The sequence below is a fragment of the Janthinobacterium sp. J1-1 genome (assembly GCF_030944405.1).
In the GTDB taxonomy this organism is placed as follows: domain Bacteria; phylum Pseudomonadota; class Gammaproteobacteria; order Burkholderiales; family Burkholderiaceae_D; genus Janthinobacterium.
The window spans coordinates 6,357,372-6,373,846 of record NZ_CP132339.1; the positions used below are offsets into that span (position 1 = coordinate 6,357,372).

Here is a 16,475-nt window from a genome sequence, read left to right on the forward strand (position 1 = left end):
GGATCAATGCAGCTGGTGTTTCAGGTCCGACAGTTCATCGTGGACCTTCAGCACCGCTTGTTTCATTTCCGGCGTCAGCTTGGCCGCCGTGCCGCAGGCCTTCTTGGCGCGGTCGCCCAGCGATTCCATATTGTCGACCGCCTGGCGGATGCGCGCGTCATCGTGCGAGTCGATCGCCTGGCGCACCGACGCTTTCTGCTGATCCAGCTGATTGAGGCAATCTTTCAGGTCCATCGGCATTTCCTGCGCGCTGCCGCACAGCTGCGCCGCCTGGCCGATGGCCTGTTCGATGGCGCCAAAGCGCCGTGCCACTTCATTTGCTTGCAACATGATTCCTCCTGTGTCGATTCCATGTCGAGAACATAGTTGGATCACAGGCACCATGCAAGGTTCCCCTGGCTGTGATCAGCCGGCCGCTTCGCGCGCCCCCAGCGGCTGCAGATGGCGCAGCTTCAGGGCGATCAGCACGCCGCCGCCGAGGCACAAGCCCAGCATGGCGACCACGCCGGTCCAGCCGTCGAAGCCCCACATCATGCCCGAGGCGGAACCGATCAGGCTCGATCCCAGGTAATAGAACAGCAGGTAGAAGGCGGACGCCAGCGCCTGCGGCGCGCGGGCGCGGCGGCTGACCCAGCTGCTGGCAATCGAGTGCGAGGCAAAGAAGCCGAAGGTGGCCAGCGCCATGCCGGCCACGATCAGCGGCAACGAGTCGAACAGGGTAAGGAAAATACCGGTCAGCATGATCGACAGCATGATCCACAGCACGCCGCGCCGGCCCAGGCGGTCCACCAGGCGGCCGGCCCAGACCGAGCTGAAGATGCCGATCAGATACAGGAACGCCAGCAGGCCGACCGTGCTCTGGCGCAAGCCGAACGGCGCGGCCAGCAGCCGGTAGCCGATATAGTTATACAGGCTGACAAAACAGCCCATCAGCACGAACGCCAGGCAGAACAGCCAAGGCAGGCCCTGGTCGGAGAAATGCTGCTTGATGGCATGCGGCAGCGCCTGCCAGCCGCGGGTAGAAGGCACGAAGTTTTTCGAGGCCGGCAAGCTGCGCCAGAACTCCGCCGCCGCCAGCACCCCGGCCACGCCCAGCACGCCGAGCGCCCAGCGCCACGACATGAAGTCGCTCAACATCGAGGCGATCAAGCGCCCCGACATGCCGCCAAACGCGCTGCCGGCAATATACAGGCCCATCGACAGGCCCAGCGACGGGCCTTCGATTTCCTCGCCCAGATAGGCCATGGCGACGGCCGGCATGCCGCCCAGGGCTATCCCCAGCGCGGCGCGAATCGCCAGCAGCTGCGCGTAGTCCTGCGCAAAGGCGGACAAAATGGTCAGTATCGCGGCGGAAAACATCGACGCCACCATCAAGGGCTTGCGCCCCACGCGGTCCGAGACGGCACTGAGCAGCACCAGCGAGATGGCCAGCAGGCCGCTCGATACCGACAGCGACCAGCTGCTTTGGGCCGGCGTCAGGTGAAACTGCTGCGACAACAACGGAAACAGGGGCTGGATACAGTACAGCAGGCTGAAAGTGGAAAAACCGCCAAAAAACAGCGCGCGGTTGCTGCGCTTGAAGGCGGGCGTGCCCTTGGCAATCGCGCTGCGCGGCGCGGGAGTCGCAGGCGTGGTGGGCGCGATGACAGTGGAAGAGGCGGCAAAAGCAAGCGGTGAATCAGACATGACGGTGTTCATAGAGAGGCGAGATTTCATCATAGGATTGCCAACTCATATCGTCCAATATATATTTTAGGGTCAACTCATACTTTAAAACGATTACTGGAACCCATATGGAACTGCGCCACCTGCGCTATTTTGTCGCCGTCGCCGAGGAACTGCACTTCACGCGCGCGGCCGAACGCCTGCATATCGGCCAGCCGCCGCTGAGCCAGCAGATCCAGGCGCTGGAGGCGGACGTGGGGGCGCAGTTGTTCGAGCGCAACAAGCGCTCGGTGCGGCTGACGGAGGCGGGCCGATTGTTCCTCGACGACGCGCGCCGCATCCTGGCGCTGTCAGAACAGGCGGGCGCGACGGCGCGCCGGGCGCAGCGCGGCGAAGCGGGCGAACTGCGCATCGGCTTTACCTTTTCGACGCCGTTTACCCCCTATTTCGCCACCGTCATCAACCGCTACCGCCAGCAGTTCCCGCACGTAACATTAACCTTGCACGAGATGGCGACCCTGCATCAGCTGGAAGCGATTTCCGCGCGCGGCATGGACCTGGGCTTCGTGCGCCCGCCGGAGCTGGCCTATCCCGACGACATCAAGCTCACGCAGCTGCGCCAGGACCCGCTGTTCCTGGTGCTGCCGGTGGCGCACCGGCTGGCGGCCAAGTCCTCGATTGCGATTGCCGACATGGCCGGCGAAGGTTTCGTGATGTACCCGAAAGACGCCGGCACCGGCATCTACCCGCAGATTTTCAGGCTGTGCAAGGCGGCCGGCTTCGTGCCGGATGTGGTGCAGGAGGCGGGCGAGGCGTCGACCATTATCGGCCTGGTGGCGGCCGGCTGCGGCATCTCGGTGCTGCCGTCCTCGTTCGACCGCATCCGCATGGACGGCGTATGCTACCGGCCCATCGCCGATCCGCAGGCGACCACCAGTTTGCTGCTGGCGCAGCGCGAGGAAGAGACCTCGCCGATGGTGGCGGCGTTTGTCAAATTGGCTGAAGCAGCGGCGCTGGAAGGCGGCTCCTAGCCACCGCCGCCGCCCAGGCGCAGTTCGATCAGCTCCAGCATGCCCTGCGCCGCCACCGACAAGGTGCGCGGCATGGCCAGCAGGATGGGCCGCTCCGGCTGGCCGGCTGCCAGCGGCACCGCCACCAGGTCGAGTTTTTTGAACTGGAACAGGGTCAGGGCCGGCACCAGCGCCACGCCCAGGCCATGCTCGATCAGGCCGGCCACGGTGGCCAGGTGTTCCACTTCCAGCCCGCTGTCGCGCACGGCCACGCCTTGCGTCAGCAGCTCCACATGCTGGCGCACGCTGGTCGATTTCGCCAGGTGGATCAATTCGCAGCCGGCCAGGTCGGCCAGTTGCACGCGGCGCTTGCGGGCCAGCGCATGGTCGCGCCGGCACACCAGATAGAACGGATCGCTGCACAGCACGCGCGTGTCGAATTCGGCCAGCCGGGCGCTGGGCGCCGTGATCGCCAGGTCGACTTTCCCCTGGCGCAGCAGGTGCAAACACTGGTCGGACAAGGCGTCGTGCAAGCGCACACTGATGCCGGGATAGCTGGCGCGGTATTCGGCGATCACGGCCGGCAGGCCATTGGCCGCCAGCGAGGGCAAGGCCGCTATCGCCACCCTTCCCTTGCGCCGCGCCACGTAGTCGCTCATGTTGCCGAACGCCGCCTCCATGTCGGCCAGCAGGCCGCGCGCCACCTCGACAAACATCTCGCCTTCCACCGTCAGCATCACATTGCGCGTGTCGCGCTCGACCAGCCTGGCGCCCAGCGCCGTTTCCAGTTTCTGGATCACGGCGCTGAAGGCCGATTGCGACAAATGGCAGCGCTCGGCCGCGCGCGTGAAATGGCGGCAGTCGGCCAGCGCGACAAACGCCTGCAGCAGCTTGCTGGAGATATTCGGCAACATCTTGATTCACTCGAAAAACAGGATAATCATCCTGAAAAATCGATTTTACAATATAAAGGGAGCGCCGCAGAATGGCCTCAGATCCCGCACAAGACGGGCACCAAACAACTCAGGAGACAAACCCATGCTGGCCCTGCTCGGACTGTGCACCATCGCCATTTTATTGGCCGCCATCCTCACCAAGAAAATGTCGCCGCTGGTGGCATTGATCACCATTCCCATCATCGCCGCCCTGATCGGCGGCTTCGGCATGGAAACCTCGAAATTCATTGTTTCCGGCATTACCAATATCGCGCCGGTGGCCGGCATGTTCGTGTTCGCCATCCTGTTCTTCGGCATCGTCACCGACGCCGGCATGCTGGACCCCGTCATCAGCGGCATCTTGCGCGTGGTGGGCAGCCGGCCCAGCCGCATCGTGCCCGGCACGGCCCTGCTGGCGCTGCTGATCCACCTCGATGGTTCGGGCGCCGTCACCTTCCTGGTCACCATCCCCGCCATGCTGCCGCTTTACACGCGGCTCGGCATCGACCGCCGCATCCTGGCCTGCGTGGCCTCGCTGGCGGCCGGCGTGAACTTTTTGCCATGGACCGGCCCCATGATCCGCGCCTCGGCGGCGCTGCATATTCCCGTCAGCGACATTTTCATGCCGCTGATTCCGGTGCAGCTGATCGGCCTGGCCTTTGTGTTCGGCGTGGCGTATTACCTGGGCCGCAAGGAAGAAATCCGCCTGGGCCTCACCGCCGGCGCGCCGGCCGGCTTCGTGCAGATGCATGAGCTGACGGAGGCGGAACAATCGATCCGCCGGCCGAAGAATTTCTGGATCAATATCGTGCTGACGGTGATCGTGCTGGGCGTGATGATCAGCGGTAAGGTCGATCCGGTGGTGATGTTCATGATCGGCGTGGTGCTGGCGCTGATGATCAATTATCCGAACGCCGACATGCAGCGCGCCCGCATCGATGCGCATGCCAAGGCGGCGCTGCTGATGGCCAGCATCCTGTTTGCCGCCGGCGTCTTCACCGGCATCATGAACAAGTCCGGCATGCTGTCGGCCATGGCCAAGACGGCCGTCGGCTTCGTGCCGCCCGAGATGGCCTCGCATATCCCGGCCGTGCTGGGCGTATTGTCGATGCCGCTGTCGATGCTGTTCGATCCCGACTCCTTCTACTTCGGCGTGCTGCCGGTGGTGGCGGAAGTAAGCAAGATGCTGGGCGTGGAGCCGATACAGGTGGCGCAGGCGGCGCTGCTGGGACAGATGACGACGGGCTTTCCCGTCAGCCCGCTGACACCGGCCACCTTCCTGGTCGCCGGCCTGGCCGGCATCGACCTGGCCGACCACCAGAAATACACCTTCAAATACCTGTTTGCCGCGTCGATCGTGATGACCATCAGCTGCATCGTGCTGGGCATCTTTCCGCTGTAAGCAACTCGATAACAGGAGCACACCATGAAAACCATCCGCATCGGCGCCGGTGCCGGCTATTCCGGCGACCGCATCGAGCCGGCCGTGGAACTGGCCGAGCGCGGCCAGCTCGATTACCTGATCTTCGAATGCCTGGCCGAGCGCACCATCGCGCTGGCCCAGCAAGCGAAGCTGAAAGATCCAACCCAGGGCTACGATCCGCTGCTGATGGAGCGCATGCGCGCCGTGCTGCGCCCCTGCCGCGAAAACGGCGTGCGCATCCTGACCAATATGGGCGCGGCCAATCCGCTGGCCGCAGCAGAGACCATCCGCGCCATCGCGCACGAACTGGGCCTGCCCGATATCAAGGTGGCGGCCATCACCGGCGACGATGTGCTGGCGCTGGTGACCGGCGGCGACTACCTGGACGACACCGGCGCACCCGTCACGCAGCTGCAGGACCGGCTGCTGTCGGCCAACGCCTATCTGGGCGCGCAACCGCTGGTCGACGCGCTGGCGCAAGGCGCGGACGTGATCGTCACCGGCCGCGTGGCCGATCCGGCGCTGGTGCTGGCGCCCCTGATCCACGCATTCGGCTGGGCCATGGACGACTGGCACAAGCTGGGCCAGGGCACCCTGGTCGGTCATCTGCTCGAATGCGCGGGCCAGGTCAGCGGCGGCTATTTTGCCGATCCCGGCTACAAGGATGTGGCCAACCTGGCGCGCCTGGGGTTTCCCATCGGCGAAGTCAGCGAGGACGGCAGCGTCATCATCACCAAGGTGGAAGGCTCCGGCGGCTGCGTGACGGTGGCCACCTGCACCGAACAGCTGCTGTATGAAATCCACGACCCGGCCGCCTACCTGACGCCGGACGTGGTGGCCGATTTTTCAAAAGTCTCCATGCAGCAGGCCGGGCCCGACCGGGTGGCGATCACCGGCGCCACCGGCCACCCGAAAAGCGGCCTGCTGAAAGTGACCCTGGGCTACCTGGACAGCCATATCGGCGAAGGCCAGATTTCGTATGCAGGCCCGGGCGCGCTGGCGCGGGCACGGCTGGCGCAAGCCATCGTTGCCGAACGCCTGGACCTGTGCGGCGTGCGGACGCAGGAACTGCGTTTCGACCTGATCGGCGTCAACGCCATCCATGGCGCGCAGCTCTCCAGCGCGCATGCGGAACCGTACGAAGTGCGGCTGCGCGTGACGGGCCGCACGGCCAGCCTCAGGGAGGCTACGCGCATCGGCAATGAAGTCGAAACCCTGTACACCTGCGGACCGTCGGGTGGCGGCGGCGCGACCAAATCGGCGCGCGCCGTGGTGGCGGTGCGCGCCACCCTGCTGGACGAAAAATTGGTAACAGCCACCATCCATTTCGGGAGCGCTGAATGACGACCGTAAACACCATCAAATTGCGCGAGCTGGCGCACGCACGGGCCGGCGACAAGGGCGATATTTCCAATCTGTCGCTGATCGCTTATGACACAAAAGACTATGCACTCTTGCTGCGCGAGGTGACGCCGGAACGCGTGCGCACGCATTTCGAGGGCGTGGTCAAAGGCAGCGTCACGCGCTACGAACTGCCGCAACTGGGCGCGCTGAACTTCGTGATGCAGCAGGCGCTGGGCGGCGGCGTGACGCGCTCGCTGGCGCTGGACGCGCATGGCAAATGCCTGGGCGCGGCCTTGCTGGGGATGGGGATCACTGTGCCTGCAAGCTGATCTGCCGCTGCGCCACCGCCCGCGCAATCTCGGCATCATGCGTCACCAGCAGCACGGCGCAGCCGCTGTCGGCGGCCGCTTCCAGCAGCAGGCTCAAGGTCTCCTGCTGGGTGATGGGATCGAGGCGCGAAGTCGGTTCGTCGGCGAAGATGAGAGCGGGTTTGAGCAGCAGCACGCGCGCCAGCGCAAAGCGCTGCAGCTCGCCACCCGAGACCTGCGACGGCAGGCGGTCCAGCAGCTGTTCACCGAGCCGCAAGCGCGCCAGCAGCGGCGCCACAGCATCCCAGCGCAAGCCATGCAGCGCCAGTACGTCACGCAGCGCGGTACGCAGACTTAGCCCGGGCGCAAAGGCGGCCGCCGGGTCCTGGTACAGCTTTTGAAACGCCGTGCGCGGCAGGCCCGTCGCACGCACGACCTTGCCCGCATCTGGCCTTAATAATCCCAGCAGCAGATTGCCGAACGTGGTTTTCCCGGCGCCGCTCTCGCCGGTGACAGCCACCACTTCGCCACGGCGAATTTCAACGCTGATGCCGGAGAACAGGCAACGCTTGCCAAACGACTTGGCGACCTTTTCCACGCTGGCGATGATCTCGCCTGGCGCACGCACCGCAGGCCGCGCCGGCCAGGCCGCCGGATCGGCCGCCAGCAGCGCGCGCACATACGCATGCACGGGCTGCGCCAGCAGTTGCGCCGCATTCCCCTGCTCGATGACAAAGCCGTCCAGCATCACGGCAATCTCGCCGCCCAATGCGCGCGCCAGCCAGACGTCGTGGGTAATGCACAGCACCGCCATGCCCTCCGCTTGCGCGGCGCGCAGCATGGCGAGGATCTCGCCCCGCTTGCCGCTGTCAAGGCCCTTGGTCGGTTCATCGACGATCAACAGCCGTGCACCGGCCGCATGGGTGGCCAAAAAGGCGACGCGCTGGGCCATGCCGCCCGAGATCTGGTGCGGATACAGACGCGCCGCATCGTCCATGCCCAGCTGCCGCAGGTCGCGCAGCGCCGCCTCGCGCGATGCGCCGGCGCTCCTGCCGGCCACCAGTTCATGGGTTTCCGCGATCTGATGCAGCACGCGCATGGTGGGGTCCAGCGCCAGCCACGGCTCCTGCGGCAGCAACGCCACTTCGCGTCCCCACAGGCGCTGCCGCGATGGCTGGTCGGCCGCATCGAAACGCTGGCCGCCGATGGTGATCACGCCTTCGGCCCGCAATCCTGGCGCCAGGGTGCCCATGATGGCTTGCGCCAGCAGGGATTTTCCCGAGCCGCTCTCGCCCAGCAGGGTCAGGACGCCGCCGGCCGCCACGCAGAGTTCCACGCCACCGACGATGGCCTTGCCGCTGGCGGCGTCAAACACGCGCAGGCCCGCCACGTCGAGGAAAAACTCACTCATGGGCGTCCCCGATCAACATCAACCCCAGCATCGTGAAAAACAGCAGCGCCACCGGCGCGCCCACCAGCCATGGCGCTTCGCTGTAATAGGGCAGCAGTTCGATCATCATCACGCCCAGTTCCGGCGTGGGCGGCTGCAGGCCGACGCCGATAAAGCCCAGCGCCGCCATCGCCAGCACGGCGCCGCCAAAGCCGAAGCGCATCAGGGTGGCCAGGCGCGGCAGCAGCACCGGCGCCAGGTGGCGGCGCACGATGTACAGCGGGCCAAAGCCCAGCAAGCGCGACGCTTCCACCTGCGGCCCGGCCAGGAGCAGCGCGCTAGCGCTGCGCGTGACGCGAAAATACTCGACCCACAGCGCCAGCGAAATGCCCACATACAAAGGCCAGAACTGGCCCGGCGCGAACGCCGCCAGCAGCAGCACCAGCAACAGGCCGGGCAAAGCCAGCACGGCGTCGGCCAGCGCGCTCAAGCCACGCTCCAGCCATCCCCCGCGCCAGGCCGCCAGCACGCCCAGCACCGTGCCCGGCACGGCCGCGCTCAGCACACTCAGCACCGCCATCGACAGGGACAGCTGCGCGCCATGGGCCAGGCGCGCCAGCATGCTGCGGCCCAGGTGATCGAGACCCAAGGGATGGGCCAGGCTGGGCGCTTCCAGGAAGCGAGAAAGGGTCTGGCTGGCCGGATCGATGCCGACCAGCGCCGGACCAAACAAGGCAAAGCCGGTGATCGCCAGCAGCAGCACAATACCGAAGCGCTTCATGCGCGCCTCGCGCGTGGGTCGAGCGCCGCGCAGGCCAGGTCGACCACGCAGTTGAACAGCACGAACAGCAATCCCAGCACCAGCGCCGTGCCCTGGATCATGGTCACGTCGCGCGCGAAGATGGCGTGCACCAGCGCGTGGCCGATGCCGGGCCAGGCAAAGATGGTTTCCACCAGCACCACGCCTTCGACCAGGTACACCAGCTGCACGGCGGTATACGCCACCACCGGCGTGGCGACGTTGCGCGCGCCATGGCGCAGCAGGGCGTCGCTGGCGCGCAGGCCTTTGCTCAAGGCGAACGCATAATAGCTTGACGCGCGCACGTCCCGCATGGCGTCGCGCGCCACCCGCGACGACACGGCAGCCAGGCCCAGCGCCAGGGTCAATGCGGGCAGCATCAGACTGCCATGGTCGGCGTGTCCCGCCGCCGGCAGCGCCTGCATCTGCACCGCAAACACCAGTACCAGCAGCAGTGCCAGCACGAACGGCGGCAAGGCGCGCAGCAATACCGACAGCGCCAGGTTGACCTTGTCGAACCAGCCGCCTGGACGCAGGCCGGCCAGCACGCCGGGCAAGGGCCCCAGCGGCAGCGACAGCAGCACCGCCATCAAGGACAGGCGCAAGGTCTGGCCCAGCTGCAAACGGATTTCATCGATCACCGGTTGCGCGGTCACCAGCGACACGCCCAGGTCGAAACGCAGCAGCCTGCCCCACCAGTCAGCCAGGGCGGCCAGCGGCGCGCGGTCCAGTCCCAGTTCGATGCGCACGGCCTGCGCGGCGGCCGCGTCGACCATGTCGTAGCCATAGCGGCCAGCCGCGATGCGGTAGGCCGTGTCACCGGGCAGCATGCGCGTCATGAAAAAACACAGGGTCCCGACCAGCAGCGCCACCAGCAGCGCTTGCACCAGGGCTTTGAATATCGTCTTCATGCGGCCTTCCAGGTCAATGCCGAAATACGGTAGCTGCGCTCGAACGGGTCGATGCTGGCGCCCGCCAGGCGGCGCGAGACGGCCATGGTCTGGCGGTACCAGACGACGGGAATCACGGGCAGGCCCTGCTGCAGTTCGCGCGCCACCTGTGCGCGCAGCCGCGCAGCTTCAGGACTGTCCGCCGGCACGCCGCCATTCGACAGCCGCGCCAGCGCGTCGCTCAATGGTGCGCTATGCCAGCCCATGGCGCCCCAGTCTCCGCCTTGGGTGCCGTAATCCTCGGCCAGGGTGGCGACCGGGTCGGGCAGGCTGCCGAAATTGCGCGCCACCAGGCCAATCTGCAGCGCGCCGCTGCGGTGGCCGGCCGGGATATCGCTGGAATTGCCCACCACGACTTTCACGGCGATGCCGACCTGGCGCAGTTCTTCCTGCACCGCGGTGGCGATCAGCGGCAGCTCGGGACGGTCGACAAAGGTGGTGAGAATAATCTCGAAACGTGTTCCGGCGCGCCGGACGATGCCGTCCGCGCCAGGTACAAAGCCGGCCTGGCGCAGCAGCGCTCTAGCCGCCGCCGGATCGCCGCGCAATGGCGCCAGCGCCGGCTGGTGCCACAGGGCCATCGCCGGGGGAAACAGCTGGCTGGCGCCCAGGTCATCGTCGCGCAGCAGCGCGCGTGCGATGCCGTCGCGATCGAGCGCCAGGCTGATCGCTTGCCGTACGCGCACGTCATTGAGCAAGGGATGGCCGGCGTTCAGTTTCAAAAAGGTGGTGCGCGGCAGCGGCGCGCTGACCAGCTGCACGTTCTGGTGTTTCAGCAGGCGGCGGATGCTGGGCGGGTCGAGTGTAAAGGCCAGGTCGGCCTGGCCGCTTTGCACCATCAGGGTACGGGTTTCCGCGCGCGAAACGCTGATATAGCGCGCGCGGCGCACCGCAGGCGGTTCGCCGCGCCACTGCTCGAAAAACGCCACGTCGAACTGCTGCGGCAAGGAGATCGCCGTGATGCGATACGGGCCGCTGCCGACGATGCGCAGCACGCGGCCGTCCGCGCCATACGACGACGGCGCGAGGATCTGGGTGCCGGAGTGGGTGAACAAAAAGGGGAGCGGCGCATACGGCTGCGCCAGGGTGACCACGATGGCGCCGCGCGACACCGTCATGCTGCGGATGCGCGCCAGCCGCAATACGCCCGGCGCGGCCAGCGCGCGCTTGAGGGACGCCAGCACGGTGCCGGCCGTCAGCGGCGAGCCGTCGTGGAATAATTTTCCCTGTTCGATGAAGAAGCGCCACTCCAGGCCATCGTTCGACACTTCCCACTCGCTGGCCACCGCCGGCAGCAGGCGGCCCCGGTCGTCCGCGTCGAGCAGGGTCTGCACTACTTCCATGCGGGTAAACATATAGCCGCCGCGCGACGGTTCCAGCCCTGTCAATTCCCACGGCCCGACCACGGTCAGCGTATCGCGGCTGGCCGGCGCGATGGCCGCATGGTCGCTGAGCGGACCATCATGCGCCTGCGATGCGGGCAGATGCAAGGCAGCACCAGTTGCCAGCAGTCGCGACAAGCGTACGAGTGCACGGCGGCGCGGCGCCAGGCGCCTGCAGTGCTCTGTCATATAAAATGAAGTCCCGAATAGTTGAAACAGACCGGAGCGACCGCATGATCTTTATTTTTCACCTGACCGACAAACCCGACAGCGGCCAACTGCGCGCCAGCGTGCGCCCCGAACATAAAGCCTACCTGGGCCTGCAGGCCGAGCGCATGGCGTTTGCGGGACCGCTGACCAGCGACGACGGCGCGACCATGATCGGCAGCCTGCTGGCCATCGATTTCGCCGACCGCGCGGCGGCCGAAAGCTGGCTTGCGAATGAGCCGTTTACCAAAGCCGGCTTGTATGGCGAGGTGAAGATCCATGCTTTTAATAATTTGTGGCCGCAGAAGGTGGGGTTTCCGGCGTGATGCAGCGAAATCCAAACCCGCGTAGGTCGGATTAGCGGCGAAGCCGCGTAATCCGACGCCACCACGGTCACGGCCAACAATGTTGTCGGATTACGGCCTGCGGCCTAATCCGACCTACGAATAATCCGCATCCAGCTCCGACCCGGCATAGTTCTCCAGGTCCTCGAACAGGCTTTTCATGCTGGCGCGCGTGAGGATTTTATGCACCACGGTGCAACTGCGGCGGTACGAGGCGATGCGGTCCAGCAGCACCGGATGGTGCTGCACCGGCACCTTGGCCACCAGCGCCGCCCAGCCCTCTTCGAAGTCCGGCTTGTTCTTGCGCACCGAACGCACGAAACGCTCGAACTCCTTTTGGCCCGTGCGCGCCATGATGCGGCCGCCGCCTTCGATGGCGAAGATGATGGCCAGCGCGATCACCCCCTCGGCATTGAGGTCGCTGTCGCTGACGGGGCCATTGTCGTGATGGCGGCGCAACCAGCCGGCCAGGCGCACCACGGCCTGGACTTCCTTGCGCTGCTGCAGCTGCACCGCATACTTTTCATGGCCGGCCCAGTTCTGGTTCGGGTCGGCCTGGCAGATGTCGATGAACAGTTCGCGCAGGCGGCGCGCCATGTAGACCGGGTCCTGGTCGTACTCGCCGACCAGCGCATCTTCGGGCAATTGCGACAATTCCTTGATCAGGCGAAAACCCACCTGGAAGGCGTGTTCGGCGCCATGCTCGACCAGGAAATCGAGCGCGGCCTGGTCGTTTTCCAGGTGCAGCGCGTTTTCCAGGCCCAGCGAGACGCAGCCCACGGTCAGGTACAGCGCCTTCTGGATGCCGTCGGCCGTGCGCTCATTGGTGAACTTCTCGGCCACCATGGCCGTGATGCCCGTCAGTTCGTCGGCCAGGTTCAGCGCCGCGTCTTCGCGCGGGTCCCCCGGCAACAGCTTGATGGCGCGCACCAGGCGCGGCAGGTTCTCTACAACTATTGCTGGCAGCATCAATGATTCCTAGCCTTGGTCAAGAAAAAATACCGGTGCCGACGCTGCGGCGCGCACCGGCGCGTGGCGCGCTGCGCGTGCTCGGCACTTGCTTGCGCAGGCGGTACAGCAATTCCTTGGTACTACGCTGCAGAATCGTCGGTTCTTCGTCCGGGTCATCCGAGTATTCCGCGTCGGCCAGATCGGCGCTGTGGCGGAAGTCGGGGAACAGTTCGAACAGGGCGCGGTCCCAGCCGTCTTCATTGGCCTGCGCCAGTTCGATCGCCAGTGGCACCACGTCGTTGTCGGACGAGGTCACGCCCGTCACATACGGTCCCTTGATGACGATCTCGCCCGCCACTTCGAGGATTTCCTTCGGCGCCATCGAGAACAGGATGGCGAACGCGGTGGCGCCCCAGTCGGTGGCCGACGCTTCCAGCAGCAGTTCGCGGCGGCGATCAAGATCGTCGGTGGAAAACACCACGCCGTGGATATGCGCGAACAGCGACTCGGCGATGCGTTCCGGATCGTCCTCGATCTGGTCGTCGCTCCAGGTGGCGGCGATAAAGGCCAGGCTGTCGGCCCAGGCCTTGGGCGGCACCAGCAGGGTCGCCAGCGACATCTTGCCGCCGTCGAAACCGGCCAGGTGCAGGGCCGTCACTTGCGGCGGAATCGCGCTCAGCACTTCCACCACGGCCAGGTCGCCGTACTGGTCGGCCGCGTCGGCGAATGCCTGCTCGGCGTGGCCCAGGGAGCCGGACAGCACCAGTTCCGTCACCTGCTTCGTCAGCGCCGGCAGGTTGCTCTTTTGTTCAGTGTTATCGGCCATGGTCGTCTCCATCCTGGTCAAACATCTGGGCGAAATCGTCGGTGGCGCTATCTTCGTCATGGTCGTCGTCGCCGTCGTCATTGGCGGCCAACTGGTCCAGCGACTGATCGTCGTCGTCCCACAGGCGCGGATTCTTGTGCAAAAAGGCCGTGATGATGGCCTGGCGCGCCAGGTCCGGGAAGCTGTCTTCGATGGCGGCGTACATCTTGGCCGCTTCGGGCGCGGCGCACGAGGCCATCGCAAATACGCTGGCGTTGTCGCCGAATTCGTAGTCTTCGCTTTCGGCCAGCAGGCCTTTCGGGTCGCTGAAGGTGATGTGGTCGACCAGCGCGAAGGCCAGCATGTTCACGTCTTCGATGCCGCCGCCGCTGGCGTATTCGCCGACCAGCGCGTCGACCATGCTTTTATAGTTCTTGCGATTCGGCGGATCGCCGAGGATGCCTTCGATCTGGCCTTCCAGTTCACGCGACTGATAGGCGAATTCGGGGTGTACTCTTCTCATTATGTGCTTTCCAATATGCTGCGCGGCGCCGCGATGCAGGCGCCGTTGTTGTTGTTTTTCGGGGCTATGCCGCCGGCCGTCACAGGCCAGGGGCCTCAGTCTGCGGGAAGCGTGGTGCCATGCAGGCGGAATACGCCGCTCCACAGGGCATAGGCTTCCGCGTCCGGATCGATGATGATGCGGTGGTTGACGCTCTGGTCGTACTCGGCGCGCTTGGCCGGGTCGGCCAGGATTTCGTACGCCTTGGTCACGCTCTTGAAGCGCGCTTCGGCGCCGGGGGCCTGGTTGCGGTCGGGGTGGAAGCGCATGGCCAGCGAACGGTAAACCTTCTTGATCTCGTCATCGCTGGCATTGGGGGCGACACCGAGGACGTTGTATAAATTTTCCATGGCAGGCTCCGGAGGCACGTTTTTTGCAAATTAAAGTGAGATTATCCTATAGAACGGCTTGCGCGTCGCTGCCACGCTGCTTTCCGGCTGAAAATTGCACCGGAAAAAGAAGCGGCGGTACGGTAAAATGCTCTTTACTGTCACTCTTCCAGCATTGATCAATGAGCAACGATAAACCGAATACCGCCGCGCCGGCGCTGGCGCCCAATTTTTTGCGTAACATCATCGAAGCCGACCTGTCCGCAGGCGCCCACGTGCGTCCTGGCCTGCCGCAGGTGATCACGCGTTTCCCGCCGGAGCCGAACGGCTACCTGCACGTGGGCCACGCCAAGTCGATCTGCGTCAACTTCGGCCTGGCGCGCGACTACGCCGGCCAGTGCAACCTGCGCTTCGACGACACCAACCCGGCCAAGGAAGAGCAGGAATACGTCGACACCATCATGGACAGCGTGAAATGGCTGGGCTTTGACTGGGAACCGAAAGAAGCCGACGGCCAGAGCCACCTGCACTATGCCAGCGATTATTTCGACCAGCTGTACGCGATGGCCGAATACCTGATCACGGCCGGCTACGCCTATGTCGACAGCCAGAGCGCCGAAGACATGGCCGCCAACCGCGGCAATTTCGGCCAGGCCGGCAAGAATTCGCCATTCCGCAACCGCCCTGCCGACGAGTCGCTGGCGCTGTTCCGCGCCATGAAGGCGGGCCAGTTCAAGGATGGCGAACATATCCTGCGCGCGAAGATCAGCGAAGACGCGATGAGCTCGCCGAACATGAACCTGCGCGACCCGGCCATCTACCGCATCCGCCACGCGCACCACCACCGCACGGGCGACGCCTGGTGCATCTATCCGATGTACGACTACACGCATCCGATCTCGGACGCGCTGGAAAACATCACCCATTCGATCTGCACCCTGGAGTTCCAGGATCACCGTCCGTTCTACGACTGGCTGCTGGCGACCCTGTCCGAGGGCGGCTTCTTCGCCAAGCCGGTGCCGCACCAGTATGAATTCTCGCGCCTGAACCTGACGTACATCGTCACCAGCAAGCGCAAGCTGCGCCAGCTGGTCGAAGAACAGATCGTCGACGGCTGGGACGACCCCCGCATGCCGACCCTGGTGGGCATGCGCCGCCGCGGCTATACCCCGGAAGCGATTCAATTGATGTGCGAGCGCACGGGCGTGACCAAGTCCGACGGCTGGATCGACTACAGCGTGCTCGAAGGCTGTCTGCGCGAAGACCTCGATCCGAAGGCGCCGCGCACCGTGGCCGTGCTGCGCCCCTTGAAACTGATCATCGACAATTTCCCGGCAGACGAGAGCGTGGAATGCACGGCGCCCGTGCACCCGCACTTCCCCGAGCGCGGCCTGCGCACCTTCCCGATCACGCGCGAGCTGTGGATCGAGGAAGACGATTTCATGGAAGTGCCGAACAAGGGCTACTTCCGTCTGTATCCGCCGATCGACGGCAAGCCGGGCAGCCGCGTGCGCCTGCGCTACGGCTATGTGGTCGAGTGCACCGGCTACGACAAGGATGAAAACGGTAAAGTGATCGCCGTGCATTGCAATTACTTTGAAGACAGCAAATCGGGCACCGAAGGCAGCTCCACCTACAAGGTCAAGGGCAATATGCACTGGGTCAGCGCACCGACGGCGATTGCCGCCGAAGTGCGTTTGTACGACCGCCTGTTCACCGACCCGCAGCCGGACGCGGGCGGCAAGGACTTCAAGCTGGCCTTGAATCCGCTGGCCAAGGAAGTGGTGCAGGCGTGGCTGGAACCGGGTGCGGAACTGGCACAGCCGGAAGAGCGCTTCCAGTTCGAGCGCCACGGCTATTTCGCGGCCGACCGGGTCGACAGCCAGCCGGGCAAACCGGTGTTCAACCGTATCGTCACCTTGAAAGACAGCTGGCAAGCAACGAAATAAGCTGTTTCTTGCACAACAAAAAAACCGCTGCGGCGGTTTTTTTTCGTTTTAATCGCAGTTAACTTGATCAAAAATATTGCATGGTGATCATAACTCAAGGCTTTTTGTATATTATGGAGCGG

At 65.0% G+C, this 16,475-nt stretch carries 17 protein-coding genes; 6 read left to right on the top strand and 11 right to left on the bottom strand.

The genetic code is table 11. From position 1 onward, the window contains the following. Positions 1–3 precede the first annotated feature (3 nt). Positions 4–330 carry a hypothetical protein gene (locus Q8L25_RS29045; protein WP_308922689.1) on the bottom strand — a complete coding sequence of 109 codons (327 nt, stop codon included), beginning with the start codon at positions 328–330 and terminating at the stop codon, positions 4–6. 75 nt (positions 331–405) lie between these two features. Continuing rightward, a complete protein-coding gene (locus Q8L25_RS29050) occupies positions 406–1,686 on the bottom strand; it encodes an MFS transporter (RefSeq protein ID WP_308922690.1) in 1,281 nt (426 codons plus the stop codon). A 107-nt stretch (positions 1,687–1,793) separates the two neighbouring features. Here Q8L25_RS29050 and Q8L25_RS29055 point away from each other — a divergent pair, with 107 nt between their 5' ends. Then, entirely contained in the window at positions 1,794–2,696 is a 903-nt protein-coding gene (locus Q8L25_RS29055) for a LysR substrate-binding domain-containing protein (protein WP_308922691.1), read from the top strand. Here the strand turns inward: Q8L25_RS29055 and Q8L25_RS29060 are convergent. Further along, a complete protein-coding gene (locus Q8L25_RS29060; RefSeq protein ID WP_308922692.1) occupies positions 2,693–3,589 on the bottom strand; it encodes a LysR family transcriptional regulator in 897 nt (298 codons plus the stop codon). The genes Q8L25_RS29055 and Q8L25_RS29060 overlap by 4 nt on opposite strands. Positions 3,590–3,713: 124 nt before the next feature. Here Q8L25_RS29060 and Q8L25_RS29065 point away from each other — a divergent pair, with 124 nt between their 5' ends. From Q8L25_RS29065 to Q8L25_RS29075, 3 genes are read left to right on the top strand one after another with little or no spacing between them, the layout of a single operon-like run. Beyond that, positions 3,714–5,012 (top strand): citrate:proton symporter, encoded by a 1,299-nt coding sequence (locus Q8L25_RS29065; RefSeq protein ID WP_308922693.1) that lies wholly within the window; start codon positions 3,714–3,716, stop codon positions 5,010–5,012. 24 nt (positions 5,013–5,036) lie between these two features. Continuing rightward, positions 5,037–6,377: an acyclic terpene utilization AtuA family protein gene (locus Q8L25_RS29070; RefSeq protein WP_308922694.1), complete on the top strand. Its 1,341-nt coding sequence runs from the start codon at positions 5,037–5,039 to the stop codon at positions 6,375–6,377. 14 nt (positions 6,378–6,391) lie between these two features. Next, entirely contained in the window at positions 6,392–6,706 is a 315-nt protein-coding gene (locus tag Q8L25_RS29075; protein ID WP_308925821.1) for a hypothetical protein, read from the top strand. Here Q8L25_RS29075 and Q8L25_RS29080 read toward each other — a convergent pair. The 4 genes from Q8L25_RS29080 to Q8L25_RS29095 are packed head-to-tail and all read right to left on the bottom strand — an operon-like array spanning position 6,687 to position 11,395. Further along, positions 6,687–8,096, bottom strand: a complete 1,410-nt coding sequence (locus Q8L25_RS29080) for an ATP-binding cassette domain-containing protein (RefSeq protein WP_308922695.1) — start codon at positions 8,094–8,096, stop codon at positions 6,687–6,689. The genes Q8L25_RS29075 and Q8L25_RS29080 overlap by 20 nt on opposite strands. Then, on the bottom strand, positions 8,089–8,856 hold the full coding sequence (locus Q8L25_RS29085) for an ABC transporter permease (protein WP_308922696.1): 768 nt from the start codon (positions 8,854–8,856) through the stop codon (positions 8,089–8,091). Before Q8L25_RS29085 ends, Q8L25_RS29080 begins: the two co-directional genes overlap by 8 nt. Continuing rightward, positions 8,853–9,785, bottom strand: a complete 933-nt coding sequence (locus tag Q8L25_RS29090) for an ABC transporter permease (RefSeq protein ID WP_308922697.1) — start codon at positions 9,783–9,785, stop codon at positions 8,853–8,855. Before Q8L25_RS29090 ends, Q8L25_RS29085 begins: the two co-directional genes overlap by 4 nt. Beyond that, positions 9,782–11,395: an ABC transporter substrate-binding protein gene (locus Q8L25_RS29095; RefSeq protein WP_374694214.1), complete on the bottom strand. Its 1,614-nt coding sequence runs from the start codon at positions 11,393–11,395 to the stop codon at positions 9,782–9,784. Before Q8L25_RS29095 ends, Q8L25_RS29090 begins: the two co-directional genes overlap by 4 nt. 44 nt (positions 11,396–11,439) lie before the next feature. Here Q8L25_RS29095 and Q8L25_RS29100 point away from each other — a divergent pair, with 44 nt between their 5' ends. Then, on the top strand, positions 11,440–11,739 hold the full coding sequence (locus Q8L25_RS29100; RefSeq protein WP_308922699.1) for a YciI family protein: 300 nt from the start codon (positions 11,440–11,442) through the stop codon (positions 11,737–11,739). Positions 11,740–11,853: 114 nt separating this feature from the next. On the opposite strand, the gene Q8L25_RS29105 is transcribed toward Q8L25_RS29100, so the two are convergent. From Q8L25_RS29105 to Q8L25_RS29120, 4 genes are all read right to left on the bottom strand, one after another. Further along, the gene (locus tag Q8L25_RS29105) at positions 11,854–12,726 is read right to left on the bottom strand and encodes a hypothetical protein (RefSeq protein WP_308922700.1); all 873 of its coding nucleotides are present in this window, start codon (positions 12,724–12,726) and stop codon (positions 11,854–11,856) included. Positions 12,727–12,745: 19 nt separating this feature from the next. Then, entirely contained in the window at positions 12,746–13,534 is a 789-nt protein-coding gene (locus Q8L25_RS29110) for a hypothetical protein (protein ID WP_308922701.1), read from the bottom strand. After that, entirely contained in the window at positions 13,524–14,036 is a 513-nt protein-coding gene (locus Q8L25_RS29115; protein WP_308922702.1) for a hypothetical protein, read from the bottom strand. Before Q8L25_RS29115 ends, Q8L25_RS29110 begins: the two co-directional genes overlap by 11 nt. 95 nt (positions 14,037–14,131) lie before the next feature. Then, positions 14,132–14,425 (bottom strand): DnaJ domain-containing protein, encoded by a 294-nt coding sequence (locus tag Q8L25_RS29120; protein WP_308922703.1) that lies wholly within the window; start codon positions 14,423–14,425, stop codon positions 14,132–14,134. Positions 14,426–14,586: 161 nt separating this feature from the next. Between Q8L25_RS29120 and Q8L25_RS29125 the strand changes: the two genes are divergently transcribed. After that, positions 14,587–16,353 (top strand): glutamine--tRNA ligase/YqeY domain fusion protein, encoded by a 1,767-nt coding sequence (locus Q8L25_RS29125; RefSeq protein ID WP_308922704.1) that lies wholly within the window; start codon positions 14,587–14,589, stop codon positions 16,351–16,353. Positions 16,354–16,475: the final 122 nt, after the last annotated feature.

Bases quoted from the DNA above. Each gene is read 5' to 3' on its own strand.
- Q8L25_RS29045 (WP_308922689.1), bottom strand. From the start codon at position 330: ATGTTGCAAGCAAATGAAGTGGCACGGCGCTTTGGCGCCATCGAACAG.
- Q8L25_RS29050 (WP_308922690.1), bottom strand. From the start codon at position 1,686: ATGTCTGATTCACCGCTTGCTTTTGCCGCCTCTTCCACTGTCATCGCG.
- Q8L25_RS29055 (WP_308922691.1), top strand. From the start codon at position 1,794: ATGGAACTGCGCCACCTGCGCTATTTTGTCGCCGTCGCCGAGGAACTG.
- Q8L25_RS29060 (WP_308922692.1), bottom strand. From the start codon at position 3,589: ATGTTGCCGAATATCTCCAGCAAGCTGCTGCAGGCGTTTGTCGCGCTG.
- Q8L25_RS29065 (WP_308922693.1), top strand. From the start codon at position 3,714: ATGCTGGCCCTGCTCGGACTGTGCACCATCGCCATTTTATTGGCCGCC.
- Q8L25_RS29070 (WP_308922694.1), top strand. From the start codon at position 5,037: ATGAAAACCATCCGCATCGGCGCCGGTGCCGGCTATTCCGGCGACCGC.
- Q8L25_RS29080 (WP_308922695.1), bottom strand. From the start codon at position 8,096: ATGAGTGAGTTTTTCCTCGACGTGGCGGGCCTGCGCGTGTTTGACGCC.
- Q8L25_RS29085 (WP_308922696.1), bottom strand. From the start codon at position 8,856: ATGAAGCGCTTCGGTATTGTGCTGCTGCTGGCGATCACCGGCTTTGCC.
- Q8L25_RS29090 (WP_308922697.1), bottom strand. From the start codon at position 9,785: ATGAAGACGATATTCAAAGCCCTGGTGCAAGCGCTGCTGGTGGCGCTG.
- Q8L25_RS29095 (WP_374694214.1), bottom strand. From the start codon at position 11,395: ATGACAGAGCACTGCAGGCGCCTGGCGCCGCGCCGCCGTGCACTCGTA.
- Q8L25_RS29100 (WP_308922699.1), top strand. From the start codon at position 11,440: ATGATCTTTATTTTTCACCTGACCGACAAACCCGACAGCGGCCAACTG.
- Q8L25_RS29105 (WP_308922700.1), bottom strand. From the start codon at position 12,726: ATGCTGCCAGCAATAGTTGTAGAGAACCTGCCGCGCCTGGTGCGCGCC.
- Q8L25_RS29110 (WP_308922701.1), bottom strand. From the start codon at position 13,534: ATGGCCGATAACACTGAACAAAAGAGCAACCTGCCGGCGCTGACGAAG.
- Q8L25_RS29115 (WP_308922702.1), bottom strand. From the start codon at position 14,036: ATGAGAAGAGTACACCCCGAATTCGCCTATCAGTCGCGTGAACTGGAA.
- Q8L25_RS29120 (WP_308922703.1), bottom strand. From the start codon at position 14,425: ATGGAAAATTTATACAACGTCCTCGGTGTCGCCCCCAATGCCAGCGAT.
- Q8L25_RS29125 (WP_308922704.1), top strand. From the start codon at position 14,587: ATGAGCAACGATAAACCGAATACCGCCGCGCCGGCGCTGGCGCCCAAT.